This window comes from Rummeliibacillus pycnus, from assembly GCF_050459865.1.
In the GTDB taxonomy this organism is placed as follows: domain Bacteria; phylum Bacillota; class Bacilli; order Bacillales_A; family Planococcaceae; genus Rummeliibacillus; species Rummeliibacillus pycnus_B.
Genome location: NZ_JBCMNM010000109.1, coordinates 1 through 26,997, shown reverse-complemented (window position 1 = coordinate 26,997; position 26,997 = coordinate 1). Strand labels below are relative to the sequence as shown.

Annotated in this window: 30 protein-coding genes and 2 riboswitches; of the genes, 25 read left to right on the top strand and 5 right to left on the bottom strand. The window is 33.7% G+C overall.

What is annotated here, in order from left to right:
* The first annotated feature begins 630 nt into the window (after positions 1-630).
* The 8 genes from ABE048_RS19225 to phoU all read left to right on the top strand — a co-directional run bounded on the left by ABE048_RS19225 (position 631) and on the right by phoU (position 8,980).
* Complete coding sequence (locus tag ABE048_RS19225) at positions 631-1,110, top strand: DUF456 domain-containing protein (RefSeq protein WP_430312908.1); 480 nt, start codon at positions 631-633, stop codon at positions 1,108-1,110.
* Positions 1,111-1,238: 128 nt separating this feature from the next.
* Positions 1,239-1,847, top strand: coding sequence for a superoxide dismutase (locus ABE048_RS19220; RefSeq protein WP_430312906.1), 609 nt, complete (start codon positions 1,239-1,241; stop codon positions 1,845-1,847).
* Positions 1,848-2,114: 267 nt separating this feature from the next.
* Positions 2,115-4,301 carry a peptidoglycan D,D-transpeptidase FtsI family protein gene (locus ABE048_RS19215; protein ID WP_430312905.1) on the top strand — a complete coding sequence of 729 codons (2,187 nt, stop codon included), beginning with the start codon at positions 2,115-2,117 and terminating at the stop codon, positions 4,299-4,301.
* Positions 4,302-4,610: 309 nt separating this feature from the next.
* A complete protein-coding gene (locus ABE048_RS19210; protein ID WP_430312903.1) occupies positions 4,611-5,576 on the top strand; it encodes a PstS family phosphate ABC transporter substrate-binding protein in 966 nt (321 codons plus the stop codon).
* Positions 5,577-5,664: 88 nt separating this feature from the next.
* Complete coding sequence (pstC, locus tag ABE048_RS19205) at positions 5,665-6,588, top strand: phosphate ABC transporter permease subunit PstC (protein WP_430312922.1); 924 nt, start codon at positions 5,665-5,667, stop codon at positions 6,586-6,588.
* Positions 6,588-7,466: a phosphate ABC transporter permease PstA gene (gene pstA / locus ABE048_RS19200; protein WP_430312902.1), complete on the top strand. Its 879-nt coding sequence runs from the start codon at positions 6,588-6,590 to the stop codon at positions 7,464-7,466. The genes pstC and pstA overlap by 1 nt, the downstream gene beginning before the upstream one ends.
* An 11-nt stretch (positions 7,467-7,477) precedes the next feature.
* Positions 7,478-8,311 (top strand): phosphate ABC transporter ATP-binding protein PstB, encoded by an 834-nt coding sequence (gene pstB / locus ABE048_RS19195; protein ID WP_430312921.1) that lies wholly within the window; start codon positions 7,478-7,480, stop codon positions 8,309-8,311.
* Positions 8,312-8,323: 12 nt separating this feature from the next.
* Positions 8,324-8,980, top strand: coding sequence for a phosphate signaling complex protein PhoU (gene phoU / locus ABE048_RS19190; protein WP_430312901.1), 657 nt, complete (start codon positions 8,324-8,326; stop codon positions 8,978-8,980).
* 236 nt (positions 8,981-9,216) lie between these two features.
* Here the strand turns inward: phoU and ABE048_RS19185 are convergent, their stop codons facing one another.
* A complete protein-coding gene (locus ABE048_RS19185; protein ID WP_430312900.1) occupies positions 9,217-9,699 on the bottom strand; it encodes an endolytic transglycosylase MltG in 483 nt (160 codons plus the stop codon).
* A complete protein-coding gene (locus tag ABE048_RS19180; protein WP_430312899.1) occupies positions 9,696-10,079 on the bottom strand; it encodes a hypothetical protein in 384 nt (127 codons plus the stop codon). Before ABE048_RS19180 ends, ABE048_RS19185 begins: the two co-directional genes overlap by 4 nt.
* A 168-nt stretch (positions 10,080-10,247) precedes the next feature.
* Here ABE048_RS19180 and rpmG point away from each other — a divergent pair, with 168 nt between their 5' ends.
* The 5 genes from rpmG to ABE048_RS19155 all read left to right on the top strand — a co-directional run bounded on the left by rpmG (position 10,248) and on the right by ABE048_RS19155 (position 14,609).
* The gene (gene rpmG / locus ABE048_RS19175; RefSeq protein WP_010287907.1) at positions 10,248-10,397 is read left to right on the top strand and encodes a 50S ribosomal protein L33; all 150 of its coding nucleotides are present in this window, start codon (positions 10,248-10,250) and stop codon (positions 10,395-10,397) included.
* 66 nt (positions 10,398-10,463) lie between these two features.
* Entirely contained in the window at positions 10,464-11,027 is a 564-nt protein-coding gene (locus ABE048_RS19170; protein WP_430312897.1) for a 5-formyltetrahydrofolate cyclo-ligase, read from the top strand.
* Between the two features lie 23 nt (positions 11,028-11,050).
* On the top strand, positions 11,051-11,263 hold the full coding sequence (locus ABE048_RS19165; protein WP_430312895.1) for a YqgQ family protein: 213 nt from the start codon (positions 11,051-11,053) through the stop codon (positions 11,261-11,263).
* A 198-nt stretch (positions 11,264-11,461) separates the two neighbouring features.
* Entirely contained in the window at positions 11,462-13,351 is a 1,890-nt protein-coding gene (locus tag ABE048_RS19160; RefSeq protein WP_430312894.1) for an LTA synthase family protein, read from the top strand.
* Positions 13,352-13,517: 166 nt separating this feature from the next.
* Positions 13,518-14,609, top strand: a complete 1,092-nt coding sequence (locus ABE048_RS19155) for a hypothetical protein (protein ID WP_430312893.1) — start codon at positions 13,518-13,520, stop codon at positions 14,607-14,609.
* 207 nt (positions 14,610-14,816) lie between these two features.
* On the opposite strand, the gene ABE048_RS19150 is transcribed toward ABE048_RS19155, so the two are convergent.
* A complete protein-coding gene (locus ABE048_RS19150; RefSeq protein ID WP_430312892.1) occupies positions 14,817-14,999 on the bottom strand; it encodes a DUF2759 domain-containing protein in 183 nt (60 codons plus the stop codon).
* A 232-nt stretch (positions 15,000-15,231) separates the two neighbouring features.
* Between ABE048_RS19150 and ABE048_RS19145 the strand changes: the two genes are divergently transcribed.
* Complete coding sequence (locus tag ABE048_RS19145) at positions 15,232-15,870, top strand: MBL fold metallo-hydrolase (RefSeq protein WP_430312890.1); 639 nt, start codon at positions 15,232-15,234, stop codon at positions 15,868-15,870.
* A gap of 583 nt (positions 15,871-16,453) precedes the next feature.
* On the opposite strand, the gene ABE048_RS19140 is transcribed toward ABE048_RS19145, so the two are convergent.
* Together ABE048_RS19140 and ABE048_RS19135 are read right to left on the bottom strand one after the other, a co-directional pair.
* Positions 16,454-16,696 carry a DUF2626 domain-containing protein gene (locus ABE048_RS19140; RefSeq protein WP_430312889.1) on the bottom strand — a complete coding sequence of 81 codons (243 nt, stop codon included), beginning with the start codon at positions 16,694-16,696 and terminating at the stop codon, positions 16,454-16,456.
* A gap of 139 nt (positions 16,697-16,835) precedes the next feature.
* Positions 16,836-17,531: a helix-turn-helix transcriptional regulator gene (locus ABE048_RS19135; protein ID WP_430312888.1), complete on the bottom strand. Its 696-nt coding sequence runs from the start codon at positions 17,529-17,531 to the stop codon at positions 16,836-16,838.
* A gap of 301 nt (positions 17,532-17,832) precedes the next feature.
* Here ABE048_RS19135 and comGA point away from each other — a divergent pair, with 301 nt between their 5' ends.
* The 11 genes from comGA to gcvPB all read left to right on the top strand — a co-directional run bounded on the left by comGA (position 17,833) and on the right by gcvPB (position 26,596).
* Positions 17,833-18,864, top strand: a complete 1,032-nt coding sequence (gene comGA / locus ABE048_RS19130) for a competence type IV pilus ATPase ComGA (RefSeq protein WP_430312887.1) — start codon at positions 17,833-17,835, stop codon at positions 18,862-18,864.
* A complete protein-coding gene (gene comGB, locus ABE048_RS19125) occupies positions 18,824-19,897 on the top strand; it encodes a competence type IV pilus assembly protein ComGB (protein WP_430312886.1) in 1,074 nt (357 codons plus the stop codon). Before comGA ends, comGB begins: the two co-directional genes overlap by 41 nt.
* 16 nt (positions 19,898-19,913) lie before the next feature.
* The gene (gene comGC / locus ABE048_RS19120) at positions 19,914-20,225 is read left to right on the top strand and encodes a competence type IV pilus major pilin ComGC (RefSeq protein ID WP_430312920.1); all 312 of its coding nucleotides are present in this window, start codon (positions 19,914-19,916) and stop codon (positions 20,223-20,225) included.
* Between the two features lie 4 nt (positions 20,226-20,229).
* Positions 20,230-20,673 carry a competence type IV pilus minor pilin ComGD gene (comGD, locus tag ABE048_RS19115; protein WP_430312885.1) on the top strand — a complete coding sequence of 148 codons (444 nt, stop codon included), beginning with the start codon at positions 20,230-20,232 and terminating at the stop codon, positions 20,671-20,673.
* A complete protein-coding gene (locus ABE048_RS19110) occupies positions 20,663-20,968 on the top strand; it encodes a hypothetical protein (RefSeq protein WP_430312884.1) in 306 nt (101 codons plus the stop codon). Before comGD ends, ABE048_RS19110 begins: the two co-directional genes overlap by 11 nt.
* Positions 20,969-20,994: 26 nt before the next feature.
* Positions 20,995-21,393 (top strand): competence type IV pilus minor pilin ComGF, encoded by a 399-nt coding sequence (locus ABE048_RS19105; protein ID WP_430312883.1) that lies wholly within the window; start codon positions 20,995-20,997, stop codon positions 21,391-21,393.
* Positions 21,371-21,574, top strand: coding sequence for a hypothetical protein (locus ABE048_RS19100; RefSeq protein ID WP_430312882.1), 204 nt, complete (start codon positions 21,371-21,373; stop codon positions 21,572-21,574). Before ABE048_RS19105 ends, ABE048_RS19100 begins: the two co-directional genes overlap by 23 nt.
* A gap of 185 nt (positions 21,575-21,759) precedes the next feature.
* A complete protein-coding gene (locus ABE048_RS19095) occupies positions 21,760-22,272 on the top strand; it encodes a shikimate kinase (protein ID WP_430312881.1) in 513 nt (170 codons plus the stop codon).
* A 145-nt stretch (positions 22,273-22,417) separates the two neighbouring features.
* Positions 22,418-22,511, top strand: a riboswitch (glycine riboswitch).
* Between the two features lie 3 nt (positions 22,512-22,514).
* Positions 22,515-22,590, top strand: a riboswitch (glycine riboswitch).
* A 60-nt stretch (positions 22,591-22,650) separates the two neighbouring features.
* Positions 22,651-23,754, top strand: a complete 1,104-nt coding sequence (gene gcvT, locus ABE048_RS19090; protein ID WP_430312879.1) for a glycine cleavage system aminomethyltransferase GcvT — start codon at positions 22,651-22,653, stop codon at positions 23,752-23,754.
* 24 nt (positions 23,755-23,778) lie between these two features.
* Positions 23,779-25,125 (top strand): aminomethyl-transferring glycine dehydrogenase subunit GcvPA, encoded by a 1,347-nt coding sequence (gcvPA, locus tag ABE048_RS19085; protein WP_430312877.1) that lies wholly within the window; start codon positions 23,779-23,781, stop codon positions 25,123-25,125.
* Positions 25,118-26,596 carry an aminomethyl-transferring glycine dehydrogenase subunit GcvPB gene (gene gcvPB, locus ABE048_RS19080; protein WP_430312876.1) on the top strand — a complete coding sequence of 493 codons (1,479 nt, stop codon included), beginning with the start codon at positions 25,118-25,120 and terminating at the stop codon, positions 26,594-26,596. The genes gcvPA and gcvPB overlap by 8 nt, the downstream gene beginning before the upstream one ends.
* Positions 26,597-26,997 lie beyond the last annotated feature (401 nt).

The following is a 26,997-nucleotide window of genomic DNA, read 5'->3' as shown; positions in this document are numbered from 1 at the left end:
ACCTCCATCTAGTATATTAACATGGAAATTAAGTGGTTACGAATAGGTGATATAAATAATAGGTAAACTAAATCCAATACATTAATTTTCGATATGGATGTTCCGCTACAGACGGCACTTTCCACGGGCTTGGCTTCAATCTCCTCGGGCCAACACGATGTTGGTCACGAAGCCGTTGCCACAGGATGTGGCGTTCTTAGGCTTTGTTCCTTATAAGATGTGTTCCTGCGGGGCTTTCAGCTCAAGCTTTTCCCGTAGGAGTCGCCGTCCTTCGCTACACACTGAACAAAATTGGAAAAGTTCGTATTTAATAACTGAAAATGGACTTATGACATAGATTCAACTAAATAAAGAATAGGGCAAAAAATTCTTAAATTCTTCATTTAATATAAAATATAAATTTTATAAAAATGTTTCTGTCATTATAACTTATTAAGTGCATTCTCTAATCATATTTTGCAGTAATTGTTGGAATGGCAAATCAATATAGAAGTAACAGTAAAAGTGGAAGTTAATGCCCTAACAATCAACTCTAAAATTGACGAATTTCTAATCAGAATGAGAGAATATATAAGCTACGAATAATCATAAATGAAATTAATAGAATTCTACTTATTAAAGGAGAACGGTATGGAATATATTTCTTGGACACTTACAATTTTAAGTTTTATCATTGCATTTATTGGCTTGGTTTATCCTATAATTCCTTCGGTTATATTTATTTTCTTAGGCTTTATCATTCATGGCTTGTTTCATGGCTTTAGTGAATTCCCATGGTGGTTCTGGGCTATTGAAGTATTATTTACAATTCTTTTATTTGGTGCAGATACACTAGCAAATGCATTTGGCGTAAAAAGGTTTGGTGGAAGTGAAGCTGGAATTTGGGGAAGTACGATTGGGTTATTAGTAGGCCCCTTTATTATCCCGTTTGCTGGTATTTTAATTGGTCCATTCATTGGAGCAGTAATTGCCGAATTATTATTTTCAAAGAGTTCCATTAAGCTGGCGTTAAAAACTGGCGTTGGATCGCTTGTTGGATTTTTAACATCTGTAGTGACAAAGGGGATTGTTCAGATTGTGATGATTGTTCTATTTGTAATGGTTGTATGAAATGAGTGGTAGTTCAGTCAAAAGACTGAATTTGAAAAATATAGTGAATAATATTTGAACGATTATCTAAATTTTGTTAACCTATGTGATGTAGTTAATAATTACTTAATTTCGAGGAGGAAATTATTATGGCATTTGAATTACCAAACTTACCATATGCATTTGATGCATTAGAACCACATATTGACGCTAAAACTATGGAAATTCACCATGACAAACACCACAATACTTATGTAACAGGATTAAACGATGCTTTAGCTGGTAAAGCTGAATTTGAAGGCAAAACAGTTGAAGAAATTATCGCTAACTTAGATGCAGTTCCAGAAGCAGTTCGTACTGCTGTACGTAACAATGGTGGCGGTCACGCTAACCACTCATTATTCTGGGAATCATTAGCTGCTAATGCTGGTGGCGCACCAACTGGTGAATTAGCTGCAGCAATCGATGCAAAATTCGGTAGCTTTGATGCATTCAAAGATCAATTCGCAGCAGCTGCAAAAACTCGCTTCGGCTCAGGCTGGGCTTGGTTATCATTAGTTAATGGTGAATTAGAAATTTCTTCTACTCCAAACCAAGACTCTCCAATCATGGAAGGTAAAACTCCATTACTAGGTCTAGATGTTTGGGAACATGCTTACTACTTAAACTACCAAAACCGTCGTCCTGACTACATTACAGCATTCTGGAATGTTGTAAATTGGGATAAAGTTGCAGAACGTTTCGCAGCATCAAAATAATCCAATATACTTGGAACAAAGCACACATCTTACACGTCAGTAAGATGTGTGTTTTTTATTTGTAAAAGCGGAACGCGCCCGACGCTGCATATTTTGAAAAGTACCAAAACAGTTAATGAGTATTTGTGTACATAGGTCAGAACAACGCTAACTCTAATACCTTTGAAAGGCACGCAATTATTCATTATCAACTAATAGTTTTATGTTTTTTACGTTGAAAAATGATATACTACTAATTGTGAATTGAGAGGAAAGGGGGCTAAATGCATGCGCCAAAAAACCAAAAAAACTAAGAAACGCGCTTCAAGTGTCAAAGCAAAACAGCGTGCAAATCTTTCTTTTCGAATGAATATACTTTTTTTCTCGGTTTTTGTGTTGTTTTCAATTCTTATTTTACGTCTGGGGTATATGCAGATCGTAAAAGGAAATGATTATGTAAGAGCGTTAGAGCAAACGGAAGAAGTTACAGTTAATACAAGTGTTCCACGCGGAAGAATCTATGACCGAAATGGACAAGTATTAGTAGATAATAAGCCGAAAAATGCCATTACGTATACAAAACTTCAATCAACAACGAGCGATGAAATGTTAAATACAGCCAAAAATTTAGCAAAGCTCATTAAGATGGATACAAGTAAAATAGCATTACGAGACAAACAAGATTTTTGGATCAAGCTTCATAATAAAGAAGCATACGCAAAAGTTTCGAAAAAAGAACAGGATGCAATTATTAAGGATGAAAAGCTCGAAGCTGCAGACAAACAAGCTAAACTAGATAAATTAGTTAGAGATCGGATTACGGATAAAGAATTAAATAGTTTATCAAAAGAAGATCTACAAGTTTTAGCTATTTATAGCAAAATGGTTGCTGGATATAACTTATCTCCGCAAATCATTAAAAGTGATAATGTGACGGATAAGGAATTTGCTGTAGTATCAGAACATTTGAATGAGTTACCAAATGTTAATACTACTACAGACTGGGCACGTGTAAGGGATTCAGATCTAAGCATACTTGGTTCTACAACTACTCCATCGGAAGGAATTCCAAAGGATAAGTTAGATTATTATTTAGCTCGTGGTTATTCAAGAAATGACCGTGTTGGTAAAAGTTATATTGAATCTCAATATGAAGAATTATTGCAAGGTCAAAAAGCCGTTGTTAAAAATGAAACCAATGGTAAAGGCAAGGTTGTGGATACAAAGACCACATTTGAAGGGGAACCTGGGAAAGACCTTGTGTTATCAATTGATAGTCAGCTACAAACTAAATTAGAAAAACTTGTAGAAGATCAATTATTAACAGCTAAAGCTACTGGTGCATCCAGTTTATTGGATAGAGCTTTCTTAGTTATGATGGATCCAAACACTGGTGATGTATTATCTATGGTTGGGAAAAAATTAGATACTGATAAAAATGGTCGAACAGTTGTAAACGATTATTCAATTGGTGCTTTTACATCTGCCTATGAAGTAGGTTCTGTAGTAAAGCCAGCAACTTTATTGACTGGTTATAAACTAAATGCAATAACTCCAGGGCAAGTCTTAGTTGACCAACCAATTAAACTTGCCGGAACAAAACCAAAATCATCTATCTTTAACCGCTCAGGTGCAATTCCAATGTCAGATTTGACAGCTATTGAACGATCTTCTAACTCTTATATGTTCCAAACAGCTATGAAGATTGCTGGTGAAAATTATGTACCAGGTATGGCACTGCACGTACAACCAAGTGATTTTGCAAAAATCCGCAATTCCTATGCACAATTTGGTTTAGGAGTAGATACTGGTATTGACTTACCTGGTGAATTCGCGGGTTTTAAAGGGGAAGAACTCCTTCCAGGTAAATTACTCGACTTAGCAATTGGCCAATTTGATACATTTACACCACTTCAACTTGCTCAATATGTATCTACCATTGCCAATGGAGGAAAACGAATACAACCACATGTTGTAAAAGAAGTTCGCGAACCATCAAAAGATGGTAAAGAACTTGGGCCACTAGTTGAAGAAATTGGACCTACAGTATTGAATACAATCGATAATTCACAATATGAGATTGACCATGTTAAACAAGGGATGCATCAAGTATACTTTGGTAGTCAAGGTTCTGCCGCTTCATACTTCCGAGATGCCAAATTTGATGCTGCTGGTAAAACAGGTACAGCCCAAGTTGTATACTATGGACCTAAAAAATCGGCATATGGTACTCAAACGTTGACGATTACACATGTAGGATTTGCGCCGTATAAAAATCCGGAAATTGCCTATGCTGTAGTTGTTCCTTGGGTTACAACAAGTGAAAGTTACACTGCAATTAATAATATAATTGCACGTCAAGCAGTTGAAACTTATTTCGATTTGCAAAAGAAAGATTTAAAACACAATGAAGAAACTGTGGGTCAGAAAATAACAAAATCATCCACTAAAGACTCTACAAATAAAGCACAATAGTTTTTTAAAATTATAATTTATCACGTAAAAGAGCGCAGTGATCATCTGATCATTGTGCTCTTTTTTTGTCTATGTTAATTGATATTTTTGAATATTTACAAAATGTTTGTGTATATATCGAACAAAACAACTTGCTAATTTAACTGAATATCGTAATTGATGCTAGATTCAATAGTTAAAAGACGCTTCATTTACATTGCGTTTACAAAACAATAATAATCCATAACATTAGGTTTATATGACCTCAACATTGTCGTTTTATAGTAAGTATTGTAATAAATAAAACATTCCTTTGGGAGGCAAACACAGATGAAAAACTGGAAGTACTTGATGATGACATCAGTTATCGGATCTGCATTATTCTTAGGAGCATGTGGTAACAGTGATGACTCAGCATCAAAGAGCAACAATGGATCAACTGAACAAAAAACAGATGCAAACCAAAAATTAGAAGGAAAAATCGCAGGCGATGGTTCTTCAACAGTAGCACCTATTATGGAAGCAATCGTAGAAGAATATGCTAACGAACAACCTAAAGTTCAAGTATCTGTTGGTGTATCTGGTACAGGTGGCGGTTTCGAAAAATTCATTAATGGCGAAACTGATTTCTCAGATGCTTCTCGTGAAGTAAAACCTGAAGAAGCTGCAAAATTAAAAACAGCTGGCATTGATTATACAGAAATGAAAATTGGTTACGATGGTATTTCTATCGTAGTAAATAAAGATAATAATTGGATTCAAGATATTACAGTAGATCAATTAAAACAAATTTGGTTAGAAGATGGTAAAGATAAAAAATGGTCAGATATTAATCCAAAATGGCCAAATGAAAAAATCGTATACTACTCACCAGGTACAGATTCTGGTACTTACGACTATTTTGTAAATGATATTTTAGAAAAGAAAGATATTGTAAAATCTGCAACTCTTTCTGAAGATGATAATGTCTTAGTAAAAGGTGTAGAATCTGACAAAAACGCAATTGGTTACTTTGGTTTTGCATACTACGAAGCTAACAAAGATAAATTAAAAGTTGTGAAAATCGGTGGAGTAGAACCAACTCACGATACAATTAAATCAGGTGAATATTCACCACTTTCTCGTCCACTATTCGTTTATGTGAAAAACAGTTCAGTAAAAGATAACCCTGTAATGTATGATTTCATGAAATATACTCTTACTAATGCAGGTGATATGGCTGAAGCAGTAGGCTATGTTAAAGCTCCAGATGATGTTTATAAAAAAGATCTTCAAACATTAGAAGGCTTAAAATAATATTTTTTTCAAGGATGTGAGTAGCATATAGCTACTCTCATTCCATTTGAAGGGGGAACTTCAATTGGTAAGCAAAAAGCATCAAGAAATGCTATCGGTTCAAGAATTGATTGAACAATCAAAAGGAAAAGGACTAACAAAGGCATTTGAAAAAATTATGCCAAAGCTATTATTTCTAGCTGCTTTGGTATCAGTACTAACTACAATAGGTATTGTCTTCACTTTAATCTTCGAAACAATTGAATTTTTTACAAAAGTTAATATAACTGATTATCTATTTGGTAAAGAATGGCTACCATTTTCCGGAACAAATCCAGTCTATGGTGTTCTACCATTAGTAGTAGGTTCCTTAAAAGTAACTCTAATCGCAGCAATTGTTGCAGTTCCATTAGGAATCGCTGCTGCAATTTATTTAAGTGAATATGCAAGTGATAATATTCGTCGAGTTATAAAACCAATTTTAGAGGTGTTAGCTGGAGTTCCTACTATTGTATATGGTTTCTTTGCTTTAACTTTTGTAACACCACTTTTACAACAAATTATCCCTTCTTTAAAAATATTTAATGCGATTAGTCCAGGAATTGTAATTGGGATTATGATATTACCAATGATTGCTTCATTATCAGAGGATGCAATGTCATCTGTTCCAAATTCAATGCGTGAAGGTGCATTAGGGTTAGGTTCTACAAAACTTGAAGTTACATTAAAGGTAGTCCTACCTGCAGCATTATCTGGAATTCTTTCGTCAGTCGTACTTGCTGTTTCAAGGGCAATTGGTGAAACTATGATTGTTTCTCTAGCTGGTGGATCTACTCCGAAATTAGACTGGAACTTTACAGATTCCATCCAAACAATGACTGCATATATTGTTCAAGTTTCAAGCGGTGATGCAGGTTATGGAACAACCATTTATTATTCAATTTATGCTGTCGGATTTACACTATTCATCTTTACACTAATCATGAATCTACTAGCACACTATATTTCTAAACGCTTTAGGGAGGAATACTGATGAATTACATCAATCAAAAAAAAGTCATCAAGAGAATGTCAGGGCGAATATTCCTCAATCGTGTGTTTAAAGTGATTTTTCTATTAGCTACATTATTCGCGTTAGCAACACTTGGAATTTTGATTTATCGAATGATTTCTCAAGGTGCAGGACATTTAACTGTAGATTTCCTGAGTAATTTTTCTTCTAGATTTCCAGATAAAGCAGGTATTAAAGCAGCTTTAGTTGGATCGATTTGGTTAATGATTGTTGTTGCACCAGTTTCATTAATACTAGGAGTTGGAGCAGCACTTTATCTTGAAGAATATGCACCAAAGAATAAAATGACTGATTTTATTAAAATGAACATTTCAAACTTAGCAGGAGTTCCTTCTGTTGTATTTGGGTTGCTCGGTTTAACAATATTCGTTCGAAGTTTAGGATTAGGAAAAAGTGTATTAGCTGCAGGATTAACAATGAGTTTATTGATTTTACCTGTTATCATAGTTTCTTCTCAAGAAGCTATTAGAGCAGTCCAAAGCGAATTACGCGAAGCATCTTACGGAATGGGCGCAACAAAATGGCAAACCATTTTAAAAGTAGTTTTACCTTCTGCACTTCCAGGGATTTTAACTGGTTGTATATTAGCATTATCTAGAGCAGTAGGTGAAACAGCACCATTAGTTGTATTAGGTATCCCAGTAATCGTTCATTTCTTACCTGCAGGCTTATTGAGTGAGTTCACAGCATTGCCAATGCAAATATACGACTGGGCAAAACGTCCACAAGCAGAATTCCAAAATGTTGCAGCAGCAGGAATTCTAGTATTACTAGTATTCTTAATTGTATTAAATTCTATCGCAATCTTCATTCGAAATAAATTCCAAAAACGCTATTAATAAATAGGGGGATAATAATGTTAAAAGTGCAAGTTAGAGAAACAGATGAAAATTCAGTAGAGGATTTAAAAGTACTTCAAACTGAACAGAGACAAACGGTGTACCAAACAAAAAACTTAAATCTTTGGTATGGCGAACAACAAGCATTAAAAGATATTAATCTGGATATTGTAGAAAATGAAGTAACTGCAATTATAGGACCTTCTGGTTGTGGTAAATCAACATATATCAAAACGTTAAATCGTATGGTGGAACTTGTTCCAACTGTTCGTACTTCAGGTGAAATTATATATCGTGAACGTAATATTCTTGACAAAAACTATAGAGTAGAGGAATTACGTACAAAAGTCGGCATGGTTTTCCAAAAGCCAAATCCATTTCCAAAATCTATTTATGACAATATTGCTTATGGACCAAGAATTCATGGTATTAAAAACAAAAAAATTCTTGATGAAATCGTAGAGAAAAGTTTACGTGGAGCAGCTATTTGGGATGATGTAAAAGATCGTCTAAATCAAAATGCTTATGGACTATCAGGTGGTCAACAACAACGTATTTGTATCGCTCGTTGCTTAGCTATTGAGCCAGATGTCATTTTAATGGATGAACCTACATCAGCACTTGATCCAATTTCAACATTAAAAGTAGAAGAACTTGTTCAAGAATTAAAACAAAATTACTCTATTATTATTGTGACACACAATATGCAACAAGCAGCACGTATCTCTGATAAAACTGCATTCTTCTTAAATGGTGAAGTAATTGAATTTGATGATACAAATAGATTGTTCTCTACACCATCAGATAAAAGAACAGAAGATTATATTTCAGGACGATTCGGATAAGGAGGAATTACAATGACACCTCGAGAAAAATATGATAAAGAATTACATCGTGTACAAAATCTATTAGTAGAACTTTGTCAACGTTCTATCAATGCATTTGAAAAATCACTTGAAGTGTTATTTTCAAAAAATATTGATGGAGCCCTTGTTATTATTGAGCAAGATCGCTTTATCAATCGCCTTGAAGAACATTTACATGATGAAATTATTTTATTGATCACAAAGCAACAACCAGTTGCCACTGACCTTCGTCGATTAGTTTCTATCATTAGAGCAGCTCAAGATATGGAACGAATAGGGGATTATGCAGTTAATATTGGAAAAGAGACAATTCGAATCGGAATCAATCAAAATCCTTATCCAGAAGAACAATTACGTGAGATGGGACAATTAACTATTTCAATGCTAAATGAAATGCTTGATGCATTTATTCATGAGGATGTAGAAAAAGCTAAAGAAATTGCATTAAGAGATGACCAAATCGATCGCTATTATGGTGAAACGATGACGGCAATTGAAAAAATGGCATCTTCTGAAAATACAAGTAGCCAGGCAATTCAACTAGCATTAATTTGCAAATATATTGAAAGAGCAGCAGATCATGCGACAAATCTTGCTGAAGCTTTATTCTTTATTGTGCAAGGTAAACGTTTTGCATTGAATTCTTAAAATGGGGTTATCCAAAAGTTTTTTTGGCAATTCTTTTTTATGTTGAACCTTATCATATATAAGAGTTTATTCAATATCATTTATAAATAGTTGTACTGGGGGATCGGCTGTCATTTTTTGCGGCAAATCCTTTTTGTATTGAAAGTAATTCGTGAAATATATTGTACTGGGACATTCACTCACATTTTATCCATAAAAAAATGTTTCATAAGCATACAAAACTTATGAAACATTTTTTATTTTGCTTTAGTTATGATTTTTAATATTTCATCATTTGTCATATTTGAAGTAAGTTGATAGTCACCAATTTGAATGTTTTTCACTTGATTCTTATTGATGATATAACGTTCAAATTCGGCATCGTTTTTTACAATGCCACCATCTTTCAACGCTTTACTAACTTCTGCAGTGCCCATACCTCTTTTAATCACCAATGTATATGATTTTACGGTATCTTTTTTTGAAGTTTGATCTGCCTTTAAACTATTATAGTCCGTTTGAATTTTCGCTAATTGTGCTTTTGCATCAGCAGCATCTTTTTTTAAAGCAGCAAGTTCTGATTTCTTAATAACAACAGTGCCTTTTTGATCACCATCTGTAGATTTTAAAGTCGTGATTATTTTAGATGTGTTTTTCTGATCTAACTGATGATTGATTGCCATGATACTACCGGCTAAAAATACGCCAATTCCAATCGAACGTAAAGTAGATTTCATCATAGTTGGTTGCCTCCAGAAACTATGATAGCTTTTACTTGTTCTGATGATAGGGAAGAACGTTGGCTAATTTCATCTGTATTATAGCCTTGTTTATGTAAAGTAAGCACTTGGCTAATCAAGATTTGATGAATACCGTTAATGGTTACTTTTGGGTTAGCTTTTTGACTTACTTTCTTTTTTTGTTTTGCAAATGTTTGTGTTTCGATTAATAATTCTTCTTCGATTACTTTTAAACGACGTTTTAATTGGTGTGTCTCTTGATAAAAGTTAAGGGATAGTTCTTCAACATCTTTTTCAACTTGTTTTGATTTATTTCCAACAAAAAAGGATGCAATGATGATGATGATCCCAACTATAATCAAAATGAGTGATAAGTCCATTTTCATTCACCTCATGATGGGTATTTAGTTGTTTATTTAATTGTAACATATCAACATCTAATTAGAAATCACAGTAGATTTTTTTGCAAAATATGATATAATGGTTTAGTCGTATAAATCATGCTCACTAAGACATTTTATTCTTTATATAGAGTGGGAGGGATAACAATGCGCGTTAATATTACATTAGCTTGCACTGAATGTGGAGAACGTAACTACATTTCAAAGAAAAACAAACGTAACAATCCAGAACGTCTTGAATTGAAAAAATATTGCTCTCGTGACAACAAAATGACACTTCACCGTGAAACGAAGTAATGCTCATTGCCAAAACCCTTGTGGTTTTGGCTTTTTCCATCTTTAGAGTTATAGGAGTGAGAAAGTATGCATAAAAAAGAACTTCGCAAAATATTAATAAATGATTTACAAAAGCTTTCACCTGAAACTTATAAAGAAAAATCAGAACTAATACATAAACAACTACTTCAAGAAAAAGCTGTAAAAAATGCAAAGGTGATTGGAATTACAATTTCTGCATTTCCAGAAGTTGAAACGAGAACTCTAATCGAAACATTATGGGCAGAAGGAAAAAAAGTAGTAGTACCTAAATGTGAACCTAAAACAAGAATGATGACATTTTATGAGATTACTTCTTTTGACCAGCTAGAAAATGTATATATGCAGCTATCCGAACCTATTCCTTATTTAACAGCTAAGATTCAAAAAGAACAAATCGATTGTTTAGTTGTTCCTGGACTTGCATACGATCGAAAAGGTTACAGACTTGGGTTTGGCGGTGGCTATTATGATCGATTTTTGTCGGATTTTAAGAATTCGACAATTTCTTTGGCATTTCACTTGCAAGTAGTTGAAAAAATTCCGATAGATGCTTATGATGTACCTATTGAAAAAATAATAACTGAAAATGAAATAATATTTTGTAAGTGAAATTGAAAGGGGGCTATTAACCCTTGGAAACAGTATATGATGTTATGCAATTTTTGAAACGTTTTGGTACGTTTGTTTATACTAAAAATCGTATTGGTGATTTGCAATTAATGGAGATAGATTTAGTAGAACTATATAAAGGTGGTTTAATTGAGCCGACAGAGTTCCAATCAGCTCGTCACATATTGAGAATGGAAGAAATGAGATTAGAAAAAGAAGCAGCATCCAAAGACTAATCTGATCAAATTTTTTTTGAGTGAAACCTTCTGATGACGAATTCGTTTATATATAGGTATCCATTAATGAAATGTGTAGTTTTGATTGAAAGTGTAACAAAATTGTTGCGTTTTTGTAAAAAAAGGATTATGATAAATTTTGTTTCTTTCAATTATGGAACTAAAAATGTAACGAAAGAAAGTAGGAGGATGTTAGGAATGAAACTCAAAAAAATACCTAAACATTCAATATTGGTGATTGCAATTATCACCACTTGGATTAAAACATATATCACTTATCAAACAGCATTTGATATGAAAATTGAAAATTTAATGCAACAATTTATTTTATTGATCAATCCGCTTGCGTTTTTATTATTTATTTATGGGATTTCACTATTCTTCAAGACTTCTAAAGTACGAAATCGCTATATGATTACAGCAAGTATTATTTTATCAATAGTCAATTATGGAAATGTTGCATTTTATAGATTCTTTAATGACTTTATAACACTACCTGTATTGTTCCAAACTAGTAATTTTAGTGATTTAGGGAACTCTGCATCTTCTTCTATGTATTGGACGGATATCTTCTATTTCACAGATGTCGTGTTGCTGATCTTAGCTGTTAAATTCTTACCTGTTGCAAAAGAAGCAGCCATTGTGAAACCAAATATGCGTCGCACATACTTTGTGTTATCTTTTGCAATGCTATTTTTAAATTTAGGTCTTGCTGAAACAGAAAGACCACAATTATTAACTCGTAGCTTTGACCGTGAATTATTAGTAAAGAATATTGGTACTTACAACTATCAGTTATATGATGTTTTCGTTCAATCTAAATCACATGCACAACGCGTTTTAGCTGATGGTAGTGATTTATCAGATGTAACTAACTATGTTAAATCTAACCAAGGTGAAAATAACCCAAAAACCTTTGGGGTTGCCAAAAAACGTAATGTAATTATCGTTTCACTTGAATCTACTCAAAACTTTGTGATTAACAATAAGGTTAATGGTCAAGAAATTACGCCATTCCTTAATAAACTATCAAAAGATAAAGATACATTCTATTTTGATAATTTCTATCATCAAACAGGTTTAGGTAAAACATCTGATGCAGAGTTTATTATTGAGAACTCTTTATATGGTACAGGACGAGGTGCAGTATTCTTCACAAACAGTGGAAATACATACAACTCTATGGCAGAAAAACTTAATGGTAATGGCTATTATACTTCTGTACTTCATGCAAATAACAAGAGTTTCTGGAACCGTGATATAATGTATCAAGCATTAGATATTAAACATTTCTATGATGTAGATTCATATAATGTAACAGATGCAAACTCAGCTAACTGGGGTCTAAAAGATATTCCTTTTATGGACCAATCAGTTGATATTATGAAAAAAATGCCACAACCATTCTATACACGAATGCTTACATTATCAAATCACTTCCCATTCACATCAGATCCGGAAGATCAATTGATTAAACCGTATACTTCTGATGATAATACTGTAAATCATTACTTCCAAACTGTACGATATACAGATGAAGCGGTTAAAGAATTGTTTACAGATCTAAAAAAAGCTGGTTTATATGATAACTCAATTATCGTTATGTATGGTGACCACTATGGTATTTCTGAAAACCACAATAAAGCAATGGCTCAATATTTAGGCAAAGATTCAATTACGCCATTTGATTCTGCTCAACTTCAAAAAGTACCATTCTTTATCCATATTCCACATTCTGGAGTTGGTAAACAAATGCATGAAGTTGCCGGCCAAATGGACGTAAGACCAACAGTTTTACATTTACTAGGTATCGATACAAAAAATGACTTGCAAATGGGTACAGATTTATTCTCTAAAGATCATAAGGACTTTGTAACATTCCGTGACGGTCGATTTGTAACAGATAAATTAGTTTACGCTGGTGAAGTATGTTACGACAAGTCGACTGGAGAAAAAACAGATGCATCTAAGTGTCAACCTTATATAGAGCAATCAAACAAAAAACTAGAATACTCTGATAAGATTATTAATGGTGACTTACTTCGTTTCTACGATGATGGTACAGGGAAAACGAATAATGGAAAATAATTAATAGTTATATCACTGACCACATAGCTTATAATAGCTATGTGGTTTTTTTATTAGGGCTATATTAAATTTCATGTTTAGTGTGGTGTAAATAATTTTTTGTGATATCGCTAGTTTTTTTGTAATTTAATCGTATAATGGAATAGTTAGAAAGGAAGTGGCAACTATGAAGAAAATTGCATATCTATTACTTATTACTGCCGTATTCCTTGTTGCATGTCAACAACATTTGAACTCGAATAATGATAGGAAAACATCTAAGAAAAAATCAGTAGAAACGGTAAACAAAATATCAAATGTTGTACCTTATCGATTAAAAACAGAAGAACTACATAGTGTTGTTGGATTCTTATCTGAAATTGATGTTCTTATTATTGAACAAAATCAAGAGGGAGAACAATTAATTCAATACAATTTATTAACGGGGAAAAAGAAATTAATTTATTCTACGAATGATGACATTATACAAGCATTCATACATCCAAGTTTGAAACAAATACTAATTCAAACTGCGAGTAATGAAAAAACAGCAAAAATCACAATCCTTTCGACTAAGGGGAAACCATTGCATAATTTTAACGTCAAATCCTCAGAGCTTTCTATTGTTTGGAATCCCAATAATGAAAACCTATTAGCACTGGCTGCATTTAATGATAATTTTTCATATAAAAGTTATGTCTATGAAGGTGATAAAGAACAATTACATGAATTCCAATCAGAAAATCCATTTTGGGTATGGCGAGATGATGATATATTATGGATGAATAGAATAGAAAATAATCCTCTTTTGGGTGGAAACTTATCGAAAATAGATTGGAAAAAGAATCAAGAAACATCCTTACCAAATCAGAAAGTTGTTTATGTGAATTGTTATAAACAATCCACCTTAATTGTTTCAATAGATTTCAAACGAGAAGTTTTTCACTATGTATTACAAAAAGGATCAAAAAAGCAAATATGGGAAGCGCCTGCTGTAACGAATTACTCCCAATGGTTTGTCCCAGAAGTTCAATGGCTTGATGACCAATCGATTATAACGTTGTTACCTACGAAGAGTGGAAAAATAGATGAGGAAGAGAATACATCCCAACTAGTACATGCTTCTGTAAATGGTGTCCGAAAAATAGATCAAATTAAAAATTTTGAACCTATAATTTGTTCTCCGAAAGGTAGCGTATGTCTCACTGGATATAATTACGAAAAAATATTTACCATTCAACCATTTAAAATGAATAAATGGCTATTGCTAAAAGGATAGAATGTATTTTCTAAGGGAAGAGAAGAAAGTATACGGTTGAGGGTTCATTGTTTAAATTTCAAAACTTATACAAACAATTGATATAAAAAATTCCTTTTAAATAACAACATTCAAATTTACCAATACCAAATAGTTAATGTACAATTTTCTAAACAAAAATAAAAAGGATATCCAGTATGGGATATCCTTACTTCTACCAATTTTCAATTAGTGATGAAGGCTTGGTGGGAAACCTTGATTTAGGACAGTCATAACTACGAACCATCCAAATACTGCGAACGCTGCAAAGTTAAAGATAATACCAAGAATAGCTTTTTCTTTAAGAGCTTGCACAGTTCCAATTAGACCTAGGATGGATACTAGGCCAAAAATAACCATTAATAAGTTCAATATAGACACTCCTTTCGACATCAGAAAATGAATGTCGTAAACATTATTCCTTCTCTATTGTAAAGCTATTTTTAACGTTTGTCGAGAATAAAAAGTGACGGAAATTTGAACGTACTCCCCAAAAGTAGCTTTTTTAATGACAAGTCTTGACAGCTTTCTATGCCATTCGAAAGATTAACAAGATAGTAGCAAACTATATTTTTATCTGTATAATGAGAATGAGGTGATAAGAATGTTAAATATACGTACGTACCCACTTGGGCCTGTTCAAGCTAATTGTTATTTAGTAAGTAATTCTGATAAAGAATGTTTAGTTATTGATCCAGGAGGAGAAGGCGATAAACTTGTGCGTCAAATAAGAGCTCTTAATTTAAACCCGGTTGGGATTTTATTAACCCATGCGCATTTTGATCATATTGCAGCTGTAGATACTGTTAGAGATTCGTTCAAGATACCAGTCTACCTACACAAGAAGGAATCAAGCTGGTTGAAAGATCCAATGAAGAATGGATCAGGACGCTATGCTGAAATACCGGATGTAATAATTTCTCCAGCTGATTATTTAATTGAGAAGGAAAAAATACTTGAGCTTGGTAATTTTAAATTAGAAATTTTGCACACTCCAGGACATTCACCTGGCAGTATTTCATTTGTTTTTGAAGATGAAGGATTTGCGATTGTCGGAGATACACTTTTTGAAGGAAGTATTGGTCGGACAGATCTAGAAGAGGGAAATAGTAAGCTACTATTAGCATCTATTCATGATAAATTATTAACGCTTGATGAAGAGACAATCATTTATCCGGGTCATGGGAATCCAACAAGAGTTGATATAGAAATGGAACAAAATCCATTCTTGAACGGATTCTAATTGCATAGATCTGTTCAAAAAGTAAATAGAAACTCACAAATCTGCTATTGCTTGAAGTGGAATTAGCTTCGCTTTTCGCGGAATAACCGAACAGACGAGCTTCCTCGGGGCAACAGGATGTGGCAACGACTCCGTTCCTTAATCGCTCTGCGGGCTCTCGTCTGGTTTGTTTTCCCGTGGGTAAAGGGTTGCCCCTGCATCGCTTCACTGATTCTACTTCAACAATAAATTGCAAAACAAAATTTTTGTTAAAAAATAACTTTTCAGTGCCCTAGTATCAGGAAAGTGTTGGTACAAAATAAATATTTTTTGTAATCTTAATACTAAGGTTAGACACCTAATATGTATATAAAGTTTTAAATGAATTTTCGTAGAATTTATACAAAAAAAAGAGGCAATCGAGGCCTCTTTAAGTCGAAGATATTATCTTCATTTAGGGGATGTTTTCTCACCATATATAAATGGGAGGGATAAAGTTAAGCTACTAATATATAATATATAACCTTTTACATTATGTCAATAGTGAAAACTAGAAGAAAGAAGAAAGAAAAAAGACAGTCAATTGACTGTCTTTTTTTAACTATTAATGTTCTAAACCTGGTACGTGAATGAATGTAGTATAATATGTGAATCCAGCAAAGAATACTGTTAAGTATGCACCGAAAATATACATATACATACGTTCTGTAAGGTTTAAGAAACCTAATAGAAGGAAAAATCCTGTGTTAGCTAAGAATAATAGCGAAACTTCTTTCATATCACCTAAATAAAACATAACTGCGAAAATACCTGTCCAGAAGCCAAGCACCTTATACATATTATCCATGTATTATTCCCTCCTTTTCGACGACACAATAATCTCATAATCATTATAAATGATTATAATGATACATGTAAACCGCTACTTAAAAAGACTTTGTGACAATGTAGTGTAAAAAATTCACAAAGCCTTAAGAGATATTATATTATACAGTAATTCGATAAGTACAGTAATCACAACTACTAGTCATACTTTCAATTTGATCGAAATCTTTTACATCGAAGAGAGTATCGAATTGACCTTTTAAATATGATTCGTGCAGGTCACAAATTAGTGTTGCATGTTCTTGTATTTCATTATGATATGGGCAATTATAAACTGCAAAAGATATTGTTTTTCCATTTGGAGTTTCTTTGATTAAAGGTACATAACCAACAAGTGATGCTGCCTCATTGATGAACTCAACTTTTTCGTCAAATGTAAGTTGAAGTCGATCTTTTCCGTGACTTAAGACATATTTATCCATGTCTTCAGCACCTTTTTTATAACAAACTTTTTTGCCTATATTATTTGCTTCGTCTCCGAATTCAGAAAGGATGTCAAGCGTCCATTTAAGTAACTCATCGTAATTTCTTTTTGGAAATGATAATGTAACGCCATTTCCCTCAGCTTTATATCTTCGTCCTGGTCTGCCACCTTTACCAGTCTTTTCATATTCTGAACTGATTACTTCAATTTCAGTAAGTTTTGTTAAATGTAGTCTTGCTACATTAGGATGAATATGAAATCGATCTGCAATTTCCTGAACAGAAAACGATTTCTTTTCCTGTAGCATAAATTGGTATATGGAAAATCTAGTTTCATCTGATAAAGTACTTGTAACTTTTAGTGGATTCAACATGTAATATCTTCACCTCCTATATGAATACTCTTATTATAAATCAATAATTCAATTGTAGCAGTAGAAAAAAACAATTCTTCTAGAAAATGTGATTATTTTGTGGAAGTTTCTTATTTTTTATCGAAATTATTGCTGAACTCTCATTGTATTAAGTGAAATAGCACTATAATTATTATGTAGTTCAGGATAATTGTAATGAATATTAAGTTGAAATAAATCCTTCCATTTCCAATATAGACCATGTATAATACTGATAACAAGTAAAGAGCGGTCATTACTTGCATGGTTGAGAGGAGGTAAAATGTCTTTTACTGAAACTATTATAGAACAAAAATCGATACAGTTTTTACAAAAAGCTTTGCATTTTGGTGCCTCAGATTTACATCTAATGCCGACTGCTGAACGGTATGAAATATACTATCGAAAATTTGGACAGCTAATATCTGCTGGCCACCTTCCCCTTGATATTGGAGATCGTATGATTTCCTATTTGAAATATCTATCCTCTTTAGATATAAGTGAAAAACGCAAACCCCAAAGTGGCTCATTCGAGCAACAATTCAATGAACAACAAATTTCTTTTCGTGTCTCTACCTTGCCTTCTGTTTTTTTTAGAGAAAGTCTCGTTATAAGATTAATGCTTCAAAATCGGACATTACCTATTTCAGAATTAAGCCTATTTGATCATTCTGCAAAACAATTACTCAAGCTTGTTGAGCAACCCCAAGGCATTATATTTGTAACTGGGCCAACTGGCTGTGGCAAGTCCACTACTTTGTATTCATTAATTCATCATCTTGCAACTAATCATCAAAAACACATCATTTCTTTGGAAGATCCTGTGGAAAATAATCAATCTCATTTGTTGCAAATTCAGGTTAATGAAAGAGCTGGAGTCACTTATGCTGTTGGTCTTAAGGCGATATTAAGACATTCTCCTGACGTAATTATGATAGGAGAAATTAGAGACCGAGAAACAGCCCAAATTGCAATTGAAGCTGTTTTGACAGGGCATTTAGTTTTAACAACTATTCATAGTAAAGATACCATCGGCTGTTTATATCGATTATTAGATTTAGGTGTTTCACTGGAAGAGCTAAAACAAACTGTTTTAGGGATCGTAGCACAACGTCTTGTCCATTTCCCATCAAATCAAAGAACCTCGGCAGTATTTGAAATTTTAGCTGATAGTAATTTAGGAGATGCATTTAAAGCAATTGGAAAAGGAAATTCATATCAACTTCCAGCTGAAATTACTCTTGAAGGTCAAATAGAAAAGGGGATAAATTTTAGTGCAATTACCCTCAATCCTAAAAAAACTCTGGGAGGATAAATTTTCTTTAAAGAGAAAAGTACAACTAAAAGAACCGGCACAATTATTAAAAAAAATGAGTGTGTTGTTAGGTGAAGGATATACATTTTCGGATTCATTATTTATGCTCTTGCCGCATCATTTGAAAAATATGTCTGAGCTAGAAAATGATATTTTAGAACAATTAAGAAATGGGGCGTCCATGACAGAAGTCCTGAATGTGTTGGGCTATCCGAAAATTTATCTAATGACAATTTTGGTAGCTGAACAACATGGAAAAACGATACAAGCATTGAAAACAGTTGCATTCCAGTTAGAAAAAAAGGAACAAAATAGACAAAGGCTAATAAAATTACTGACATACCCAATTGTTCTTTTCATAATACTCATTGTGCTATTTTTTGCATTTAGAACGTACTTTCTACCTAATATGTCTTTTATGATGAACAATCGGACATCAAATGGGAAATTAGATTTAACAATGTCCGCATTTTTTTTGCATTTACCAGATTTATTTATAGTATTAGCGACTTTATTATTTGTAATATTAATGATCATTTGGCGTTGGATATGTAAAAAAACAATTGAAGACCAAATACAATTTTTGATGAAAATACCAATTGTCAACCGACAATTTAAATTACAAATAACAAGACAAATAGCTTATGAATTAGGTGGTCTAATCGAAAGTGGAATGCCAATGCAAGAAGGTCTCGATATCCTACAAAAGCAGTCGTTACAACCTTACTTAGCAAAGATTGCAGAAATCATTCAACAACGAATTGTCTATGGTGATTCGTTATCGACAGCTATAGAAAGAGAAAATTTTTTTTATAAGGGATTTTGCTCACATGTAATGCATGGAGAACAAGGTGGAAATCTAGGGCGTGAATTGCAAATTTATAGTGAATTTCTCACTGATCGAACAGAAAATAACGTTCAAAGGGTATTGACTCTTGTACAACCTCTGCTTTTTGTAATTATTGCACTTTGTATTTTAGGAGCGTATCTTGCAATTTTGCTACCAATGTACGAAATGTTAGAACTTGTTTAAAAAGGAGGAAACGATCATTTTGAAAAGTAATAATCAAAAAGGATTTACATTAATAGAAATGTTAATTGTTTTGTTTATTATTTCGATACTTATTTTAATTGCTATTCCAAATGTTACAAAACACTTCGCGACAGTAGATAAAAAAGGATGCGATGCTTATGCCACAATGGTACAGGGACAGGTTGAAGCTTATCGAATTGATATAGGAAAATATCCAACATCAATCACTGAATTAGAAGATAAAGACTATTTGAAAGTAACTGATTCAAAAACTTGTGAAGGAAAAACTATCTCGATAACTGATGGCAAAGTTTCCGTTTCAAATTAAATATATGAAAATTAATCAAAAAGGATTTACTCTTATTGAAATGTTGCTCGTTTTGGTAATTATGATGCTAATCTGTACAATCGGAATTAGTGTCGGGAAAAAACAGTTGGATCGCCAGTTAGAGAATCGTTTTATAGAACAATTAAAAGCAGATATCGAGCTTACACAGGCTTTGTCTTTTCAATATCAAGGAGCTGCAAGTTTATATATATTCGATGCGATTAATGAAATTCACATTTATGTACCCAAATATCATAAAGATAATCCCATTATAATTAGAAAATATCCAAAAAATGTAGAATTTCGATATTACAGTACTTTAGATCATGTTATTTTTACTGAAAACCAAACTGTAAGTAGATCAGGTACGATTATATTCTCTGTAAATGGAAGAAGAGTGAAGCTAAATGTATATCTAGGAGAGGGAAGGGTGAAAATTGTTCAATGAAAAGGGGCATTCGTTGCCAGAATCATTATTAACACTTGTTATTATGCTCCTCATTTTTGGAACGTTATTACCATTCTATTATCAACTAGAAACATCACTATATAAGAAGAAGTTAAGTTTACATGCTGCAGAAGCGGCATTATATGCAGCTGGTAATATAAAAAAGTTTCAAAAATATGCGGGACAAATAACTATTGATGATGTCACATATTACTGGGAGGGGGACGAATATCAAATTTGTATTCAATATTCAGGTATTCAAGAAGAAAGCCTTTGTGTCAATGCAAATTCTTAAAAAATAAAGATGAAAGTGGTTTTACGTTGCTTGACGCATTATTACAATTAATGATATTAGTTTGTTTTGCTCATTTCTTTCTGTTGTTTTTCACTTGGTATAGTCACAAAAACAATGGAATGTTCAATACAGATGAATTACAATGGGAATTATTTTCATTTCAATTACAAAAAGAGTTAACCAATGCAAAAGAGTTTAATCGTAGAACTTCTTATCATATTCAGTATTCATCAAATAGAGGGGGGTTAGGAGTGAGACAAGCATCATCGTGGGAGATAAGGAGAGAAGACGGTTATCAGCCATTATTATTTGATGTTTCCATGGTTAACTTTGATTATTCTAACTATATTTTAAATACAACTGTAAAATTTAAGAATGGTAAGGAGAGGAGTAGGATGTTTATTGTTCCGAATTCTAAAGAATGAGAAAGGCTTTTTATTACTAACGGCAATGATTTTATTATTTTTTGTAACGAATTTAATGATGACAGCTAGTTCGGCTTATGATTCCCGTTATAGAGCGTATGATGCTTTGAAAATTGCAGGGATACAAGAAACAAAAAACGTATTAAATTCAATTCAGAAAGAAAAAACAGGCACAGATTAAGCTGAAAAATTGTCGAACAAAAAGAATAATAGCTAACCTTCTTTAATTAGTTGACATAATCTTCTGATTTTCTTTGATTTCTTCTCATCATTGAATGATTTATTGGAATCGACTAACGTTTCTGCTACTATTATTAAAAGTGATATAAAGTTGTAAGGCAGTCGTAAGTCTAAGAAGGTGAGAAGATGAGAAAAGTATATTTAGTAGGCTATATGGGTAGCGGAAAAAGTGCAATCGGTAGAAGACTCAGTTATTTTCTAAGAATGCCTTACTACGATATGGATAAAGAAATCGTAAGACGGGAAAGAATGACGATTCCAGAAATATTCGAACAAAAAGGGGAAGCGTATTTTCGCAAAATAGAGACGGAATTTTTAAGAGGCTTTCGTGATGAATTTTGTATTATTTCAACTGGTGGTGGAGTTGCGATGAATGCAGAAAATCGGAAAATTATGCGAGAAACCGGATTGGTATTATTTCTAGATGCAACATTTCCTGACATATGGAAGAGAATCCATAAAGATAAAAATCGTCCCATAGTCCAACGGTCAACTAAACAGGAATTAGAAGATCTATTTTATCAGAGAAGAAAATATTATAAGAGTGCTGCACATATTAATATTCGAACAGAAGGTAGATCGTTAAGACAAATAGTAGAGTATGCAGCATTCCAAATCACCAGACTGAAAGGCGAATAATAATTCGTGCAAAATTGTTTATTGTTCGTTTTTAAAACATTATTAATAAAGGTATTGCAAGTCATCACCATTCAATGTTAAGATATAGCCAAGCAATCCTGTTATAGAACATTGAAATGAGAATACCAAGAATATTCTTGGGCGGATGATTGTACGGGGAGAGAACGCTATTGAAGCGTCGCCGAAGGAGCAAATAGTAGGACTATGAATCTCTCAGGCAAAAAGACTCGTGCGGGACGCAACTCTGGAGAGAGCTACTTCGTGTAGCCACCAAAGAGGCAAGCCAAAATGGTTAAACTTTCAGGTGCATGGACAGGGAAATCCTCAAAAGGGATTTCTCTGTCTTTTTTTGTGAATTGATGATTAGGAGGAAGAAAAATGGCGACAGAATTAAAACAAACACCACTATTTGAATCGTATGCAAAATATGGTGGTAAAACAATTGATTTTGGTGGTTGGGATTTACCAGTTCAGTTTTCCTCTATCAAGGCAGAACATGAAGCAGTTCGTACAAAAGCGGGCTTGTTTGATGTTTCGCATATGGGAGAAATATTTGTTGAAGGTTCAGAAAGTTTAGCGTATTTGCAAAAACTTGTAACCAATGATGTTTCAAAAGTAGTGATCAATCAAACACAATATACAACAATGTGTTATGAAGATGGCGGAGTTGTAGATGATTTACTAATCTATAGACTAGAAGAAAATCGATATTTACTAGTTGTAAATGCAGCTAATATTGAAAAAGACTTCGATTGGATGAAAAAACAGGCATTTGGTGATGTGAAAATTACGAATAGTTCAAATGAATTTGGACAATTAGCGCTTCAAGGGCCAGTTGCAGAAGAAGTTTTACAATCGTTAACAAATACAAATCTTCAAGATATTAAACCATTCCGTTTGCAACAGCATGTTACTATTAATGGCTATGATACTCTTGTTTCTCGTACAGGGTATACAGGAGAAGATGGTTTTGAAATTTACGCATCTGAAGAGGCAATCGTAGCACTATGGGATCAAATTTTACAAGCAGGTGAACCAAAAGGTGTAATTCCATGTGGTTTAGGTGCACGTGATACGTTGCGTTTTGAATCATGTCTTCCTTTGTATGGACAGGAATTATCAAGTACGATTTCACCGCTTGAAGCAGGTATTAACTTTGTCGTGAAATTGAATAAGCAAGACGAGTTCATTGGAAAAGCAGCATTGCTTGCTCAAAAAGAAAATGGCGTACCACGCAAAAGCGTAGGGATTGAAATGATTGATAAAGGAATTCCGCGTCATGGCTATAAAGTCTTCAAGGGTGATGAGGAAATCGGCGAAGTGACCACAGGTACACAATCACCACTTACAAAGCGCAACATAGGATTAGCACTTGTCAAAAGTGAATTTGCAGAAATAGGTCAGGAATTAGAAATTGAGATTCGTAACCGCAGATTAAAAGTTAAGACTGTAGAAACACCTTTTTATAAACGTCAAAAATAAAGAAAAGAAGAGAGGTTTTATTGCATGAAACATCGGTATTTACCAATGACTGAGCAAGATCAGCAAGAAATGTTAAAGGTGATTGGCGTCTCATCAGTAGATGAGTTATTTGCAGACATCCCAGAACAAGTTCGATTTAAAGGTGATTACAAAATCAAACCTGCTAAATCGGAATCAGCATTATTGAAGGAATTGGCACAACTTGCAAAACAAAATGCTAATAGTGATGAATTTGTTTCATTTTTAGGTGCAGGTGTATATGATCACTATAAACCAGTAATTGTAGACCATGTTATTTCTCGTTCAGAGTTTTACACTGCGTATACTCCATATCAACCTGAAATTTCTCAAGGTGAATTACAAGCAATCTTTGAATTTCAAACAATGATTGCTGAACTAACAGGAATGGATCTTGCAAACTCTTCTATGTATGATGGTGGAACTGCACTTGCTGAAGCAGGAATGTTAGCTGCAGGTCAAACACGACGTAAAAAACTTTTAGTTTCTGAAGCTGTCCATCCAATCGCTCAAGATGTTGTAAAAACATACGCATATGGTCAATCCATTGAAGTAGTTTTTGTTCCATTAAAAGATGGTGTTACTGACTTAGAAGCTTTAGATAGATTGATTGATAATGATACTGCAGGTGTTATGGTGCAATATCCTAACTTCTATGGGCAAATTGAAAATGTTCAAGCGATTTCAGATGCTATCCATGCGGTGAAAGGTCTATCAATTATTTCAGCTAATCCGTTATCATTAGCAATCCTAACACCTCCAGGTAAAATGGGAGCTGATATTACTGTTGGGGATGCCCAACCTTTTGGTATTCCTGAAAGCTTTGGCGGTCCTCACTGTGGCTATTTTGCAACAACAACGAAATTAATGCGTAAAGTACCGGGGCGTTTAATTGGTGAAACAGTAGATGAAGAAGGTAGACGTGGTTATGTACTTACATTGCAAGCACGTGAGCAACATATTCGCCGTGAAAAAGCTACTTCGAATATTTGTTCAAACCAAGCATTAAATGCTTTAGCTGCTTCTGTTGCCATGACTGCGCTAGGTAAAAAAGGCGTTCAAGAAATGGCAAAACAAAATATTTTAAAAACACATTATGCTAAAGAAGCTTTTAAACGTGCAGGGTTTGAAGTTCCTTTCCAAGGAGCACATTTCAATGAAATCGTTGTAAAAGTAAATGGTTCTGTAGAAGATTTAAATAATGTTCTATTTGAAAAAGGAATAATTGGTGGATTTGATTTAGGAAAAGTAAGTCCTAACTATGAAAATCACGTACTGATCGCGGTCACTGAACAACGTACAATAGAAGAAATCGATGCACTCGTGCAAGAAATGGGGGCTCAACATGCATAAGGAAAATCAACCACTTGTATTTGAATTATCTAAAGAAGGTCGTGTAGGCTATAGCTTAACAGATTTAGATGTACCCGAATTAGAACTATCAAGTATTTTACCATCTGAATTTATTCGTGAGGAAGAAGCAGAATTACCAGAGCTTTCTGAATTGGATATTATGCGTCATTACACAGCCCTATCTCGCCGTAATCATGGTGTGGATTCTGGATTTTATCCATTAGGTTCTTGTACGATGAAATATAATCCGAAAATCAATGAATCTGTGGCACGTTTCTCAGGGTTCGCCAACATTCATCCTTTGCAAGATGAAAAAACAGTTCAAGGTGCACTTGAATTAATGTATGATTTACAAGAACATTTGATCGAAATTACTGGTATGGATGAAGTAACGCTTCAACCAGCTGCTGGAGCTCATGGAGAATGGACAGCGTTAATGATGATTCGTGCATTCCACGAAGCAAATGGTGAACATGAACGAACAAAAGTGATTGTTCCTGACTCTGCGCATGGTACAAATCCGGCATCTGCTTCCGTTGCAGGTTTTGAAATAATTACAGTTAAATCTGATGAAAATGGTTTAGTTGACTTAGAAGACTTACGCAGTGTAGTAGGCTCAGATACGGCTGCATTAATGTTAACAAACCCAAATACATTGGGCTTATTCGAAGAACATATTCTTGAAATTGCTGAAATCATTCATAGTGTTGGTGGTAAAGTATACTATGATGGTGCAAACTTAAATGCGGTTATGTCAAAAGCGCGTCCTGGAGACATGGGCTTTGACTGCGTACATTTAAACTTACACAAAACATTCACAGGTCCTCATGGCGGTGGTGGTCCTGGTTCTGGCCCTGTCGGTGTAAAAGCGGATTTGATTCCATATTTACCAAAACCAGTACTTGTGAAATCTGAACAAGGTTATCGTTTCGATTATAATCGTCCACAGTCTATTGGACGTGTAAAACCTTACTACGGTAACTTTGGTATTAATGTTCGTGCATACACTTATATTCGTTCAATGGGACCAGATGGTTTAAAAGCTGTAACAGAAAATGCTGTTTTAAACGCAAATTACATGATGCGCCGTCTACAACCATATTACGAATTGCCATATAATCGTCATTGTAAACATGAATTTGTATTAAGTGGTAGCCGTCAGAAAAAACTAGGTGTCCGTACACTTGATATTGCAAAAAGACTGTTAGACTTTGGCTATCATCCACCAACTACTTACTTCCCATTAAACGTGGAAGAAGGGTTAATGATTGAACCAACTGAAACTGAATCAAAAGAAACACTAGATGCTTTCTGCGATGCAATGATTCAAATTGCCAAGGAAGCAGAAGAAACACCTGAAATCGTGCAAGAAGCACCTCATACGACTGTTATTAGCCGTTTAGATGAAACTCGTGCTGCACGTAATCCAGTTTTGAAATACACAAAAGCTACTGATCTTGTTGAAGCCTAATCTATAGATATAAAACGATTAAACAGGAGCTTCGGATTTTCTAACAATAAAACGCACTGCAATCCAAATTGGATCTCGCGGTGCGTTTTAATTTTATATAAACTAGTAAACGAAATTAATAAGTTTTAGTGTTTACCAAGATGATTCATAGATTTATTTAAATAGGGGATACTGATAGATTGATTTGCGTCCATTAATAAGTGAAAGTGTGAAAGTATTAATTGTTATTTGAAAACCAAAGTATGGTATGTACACTATGATTGGGTATTATATTGTTGTTTAAACCATACGTGGATAGGAACTGCGAGACTCCTGAGGGGAAATAAGTAAGATAGACCCTGGAGCGAACGAAGTGGGGGCCACTGAAAAAGTGTAGTGATTCAAATATTTATAGTATATAT

Excerpts from the sequence above, each read along its gene's own strand:
- ABE048_RS19095 (WP_430312881.1), top strand. The coding sequence starts at position 21,760 with ATGAGAAAAGTATATTTAGTAGGCTATATGGGTAGCGGAAAAAGTGCA.
- ABE048_RS19140 (WP_430312889.1), bottom strand. The coding sequence starts at position 16,696 with ATGGATAATATGTATAAGGTGCTTGGCTTCTGGACAGGTATTTTCGCA.
- ABE048_RS19180 (WP_430312899.1), bottom strand. The coding sequence starts at position 10,079 with ATGGACTTATCACTCATTTTGATTATAGTTGGGATCATCATCATCATT.
- comGA (WP_430312887.1), top strand. The coding sequence starts at position 17,833 with ATGTCTTTTACTGAAACTATTATAGAACAAAAATCGATACAGTTTTTA.
- gcvPB (WP_430312876.1), top strand. The coding sequence starts at position 25,118 with ATGCATAAGGAAAATCAACCACTTGTATTTGAATTATCTAAAGAAGGT.
- ABE048_RS19170 (WP_430312897.1), top strand. The coding sequence starts at position 10,464 with ATGCATAAAAAAGAACTTCGCAAAATATTAATAAATGATTTACAAAAG.
- ABE048_RS19225 (WP_430312908.1), top strand. The coding sequence starts at position 631 with ATGGAATATATTTCTTGGACACTTACAATTTTAAGTTTTATCATTGCA.
- pstC (WP_430312922.1), top strand. The coding sequence starts at position 5,665 with ATGCTATCGGTTCAAGAATTGATTGAACAATCAAAAGGAAAAGGACTA.
- ABE048_RS19215 (WP_430312905.1), top strand. The coding sequence starts at position 2,115 with ATGCGCCAAAAAACCAAAAAAACTAAGAAACGCGCTTCAAGTGTCAAA.
- ABE048_RS19220 (WP_430312906.1), top strand. The coding sequence starts at position 1,239 with ATGGCATTTGAATTACCAAACTTACCATATGCATTTGATGCATTAGAA.
- ABE048_RS19145 (WP_430312890.1), top strand. The coding sequence starts at position 15,232 with ATGTTAAATATACGTACGTACCCACTTGGGCCTGTTCAAGCTAATTGT.
- ABE048_RS19155 (WP_430312893.1), top strand. The coding sequence starts at position 13,518 with ATGAAGAAAATTGCATATCTATTACTTATTACTGCCGTATTCCTTGTT.
- ABE048_RS19160 (WP_430312894.1), top strand. The coding sequence starts at position 11,462 with ATGAAACTCAAAAAAATACCTAAACATTCAATATTGGTGATTGCAATT.
- gcvPA (WP_430312877.1), top strand. The coding sequence starts at position 23,779 with ATGAAACATCGGTATTTACCAATGACTGAGCAAGATCAGCAAGAAATG.
- gcvT (WP_430312879.1), top strand. The coding sequence starts at position 22,651 with ATGGCGACAGAATTAAAACAAACACCACTATTTGAATCGTATGCAAAA.
- phoU (WP_430312901.1), top strand. The coding sequence starts at position 8,324 with ATGACACCTCGAGAAAAATATGATAAAGAATTACATCGTGTACAAAAT.
- comGD (WP_430312885.1), top strand. The coding sequence starts at position 20,230 with ATGAAAATTAATCAAAAAGGATTTACTCTTATTGAAATGTTGCTCGTT.
- ABE048_RS19210 (WP_430312903.1), top strand. The coding sequence starts at position 4,611 with ATGAAAAACTGGAAGTACTTGATGATGACATCAGTTATCGGATCTGCA.
- rpmG (WP_010287907.1), top strand. The coding sequence starts at position 10,248 with ATGCGCGTTAATATTACATTAGCTTGCACTGAATGTGGAGAACGTAAC.
- pstA (WP_430312902.1), top strand. The coding sequence starts at position 6,588 with ATGAATTACATCAATCAAAAAAAAGTCATCAAGAGAATGTCAGGGCGA.
- ABE048_RS19135 (WP_430312888.1), bottom strand. The coding sequence starts at position 17,531 with ATGTTGAATCCACTAAAAGTTACAAGTACTTTATCAGATGAAACTAGA.
- ABE048_RS19185 (WP_430312900.1), bottom strand. The coding sequence starts at position 9,699 with ATGATGAAATCTACTTTACGTTCGATTGGAATTGGCGTATTTTTAGCC.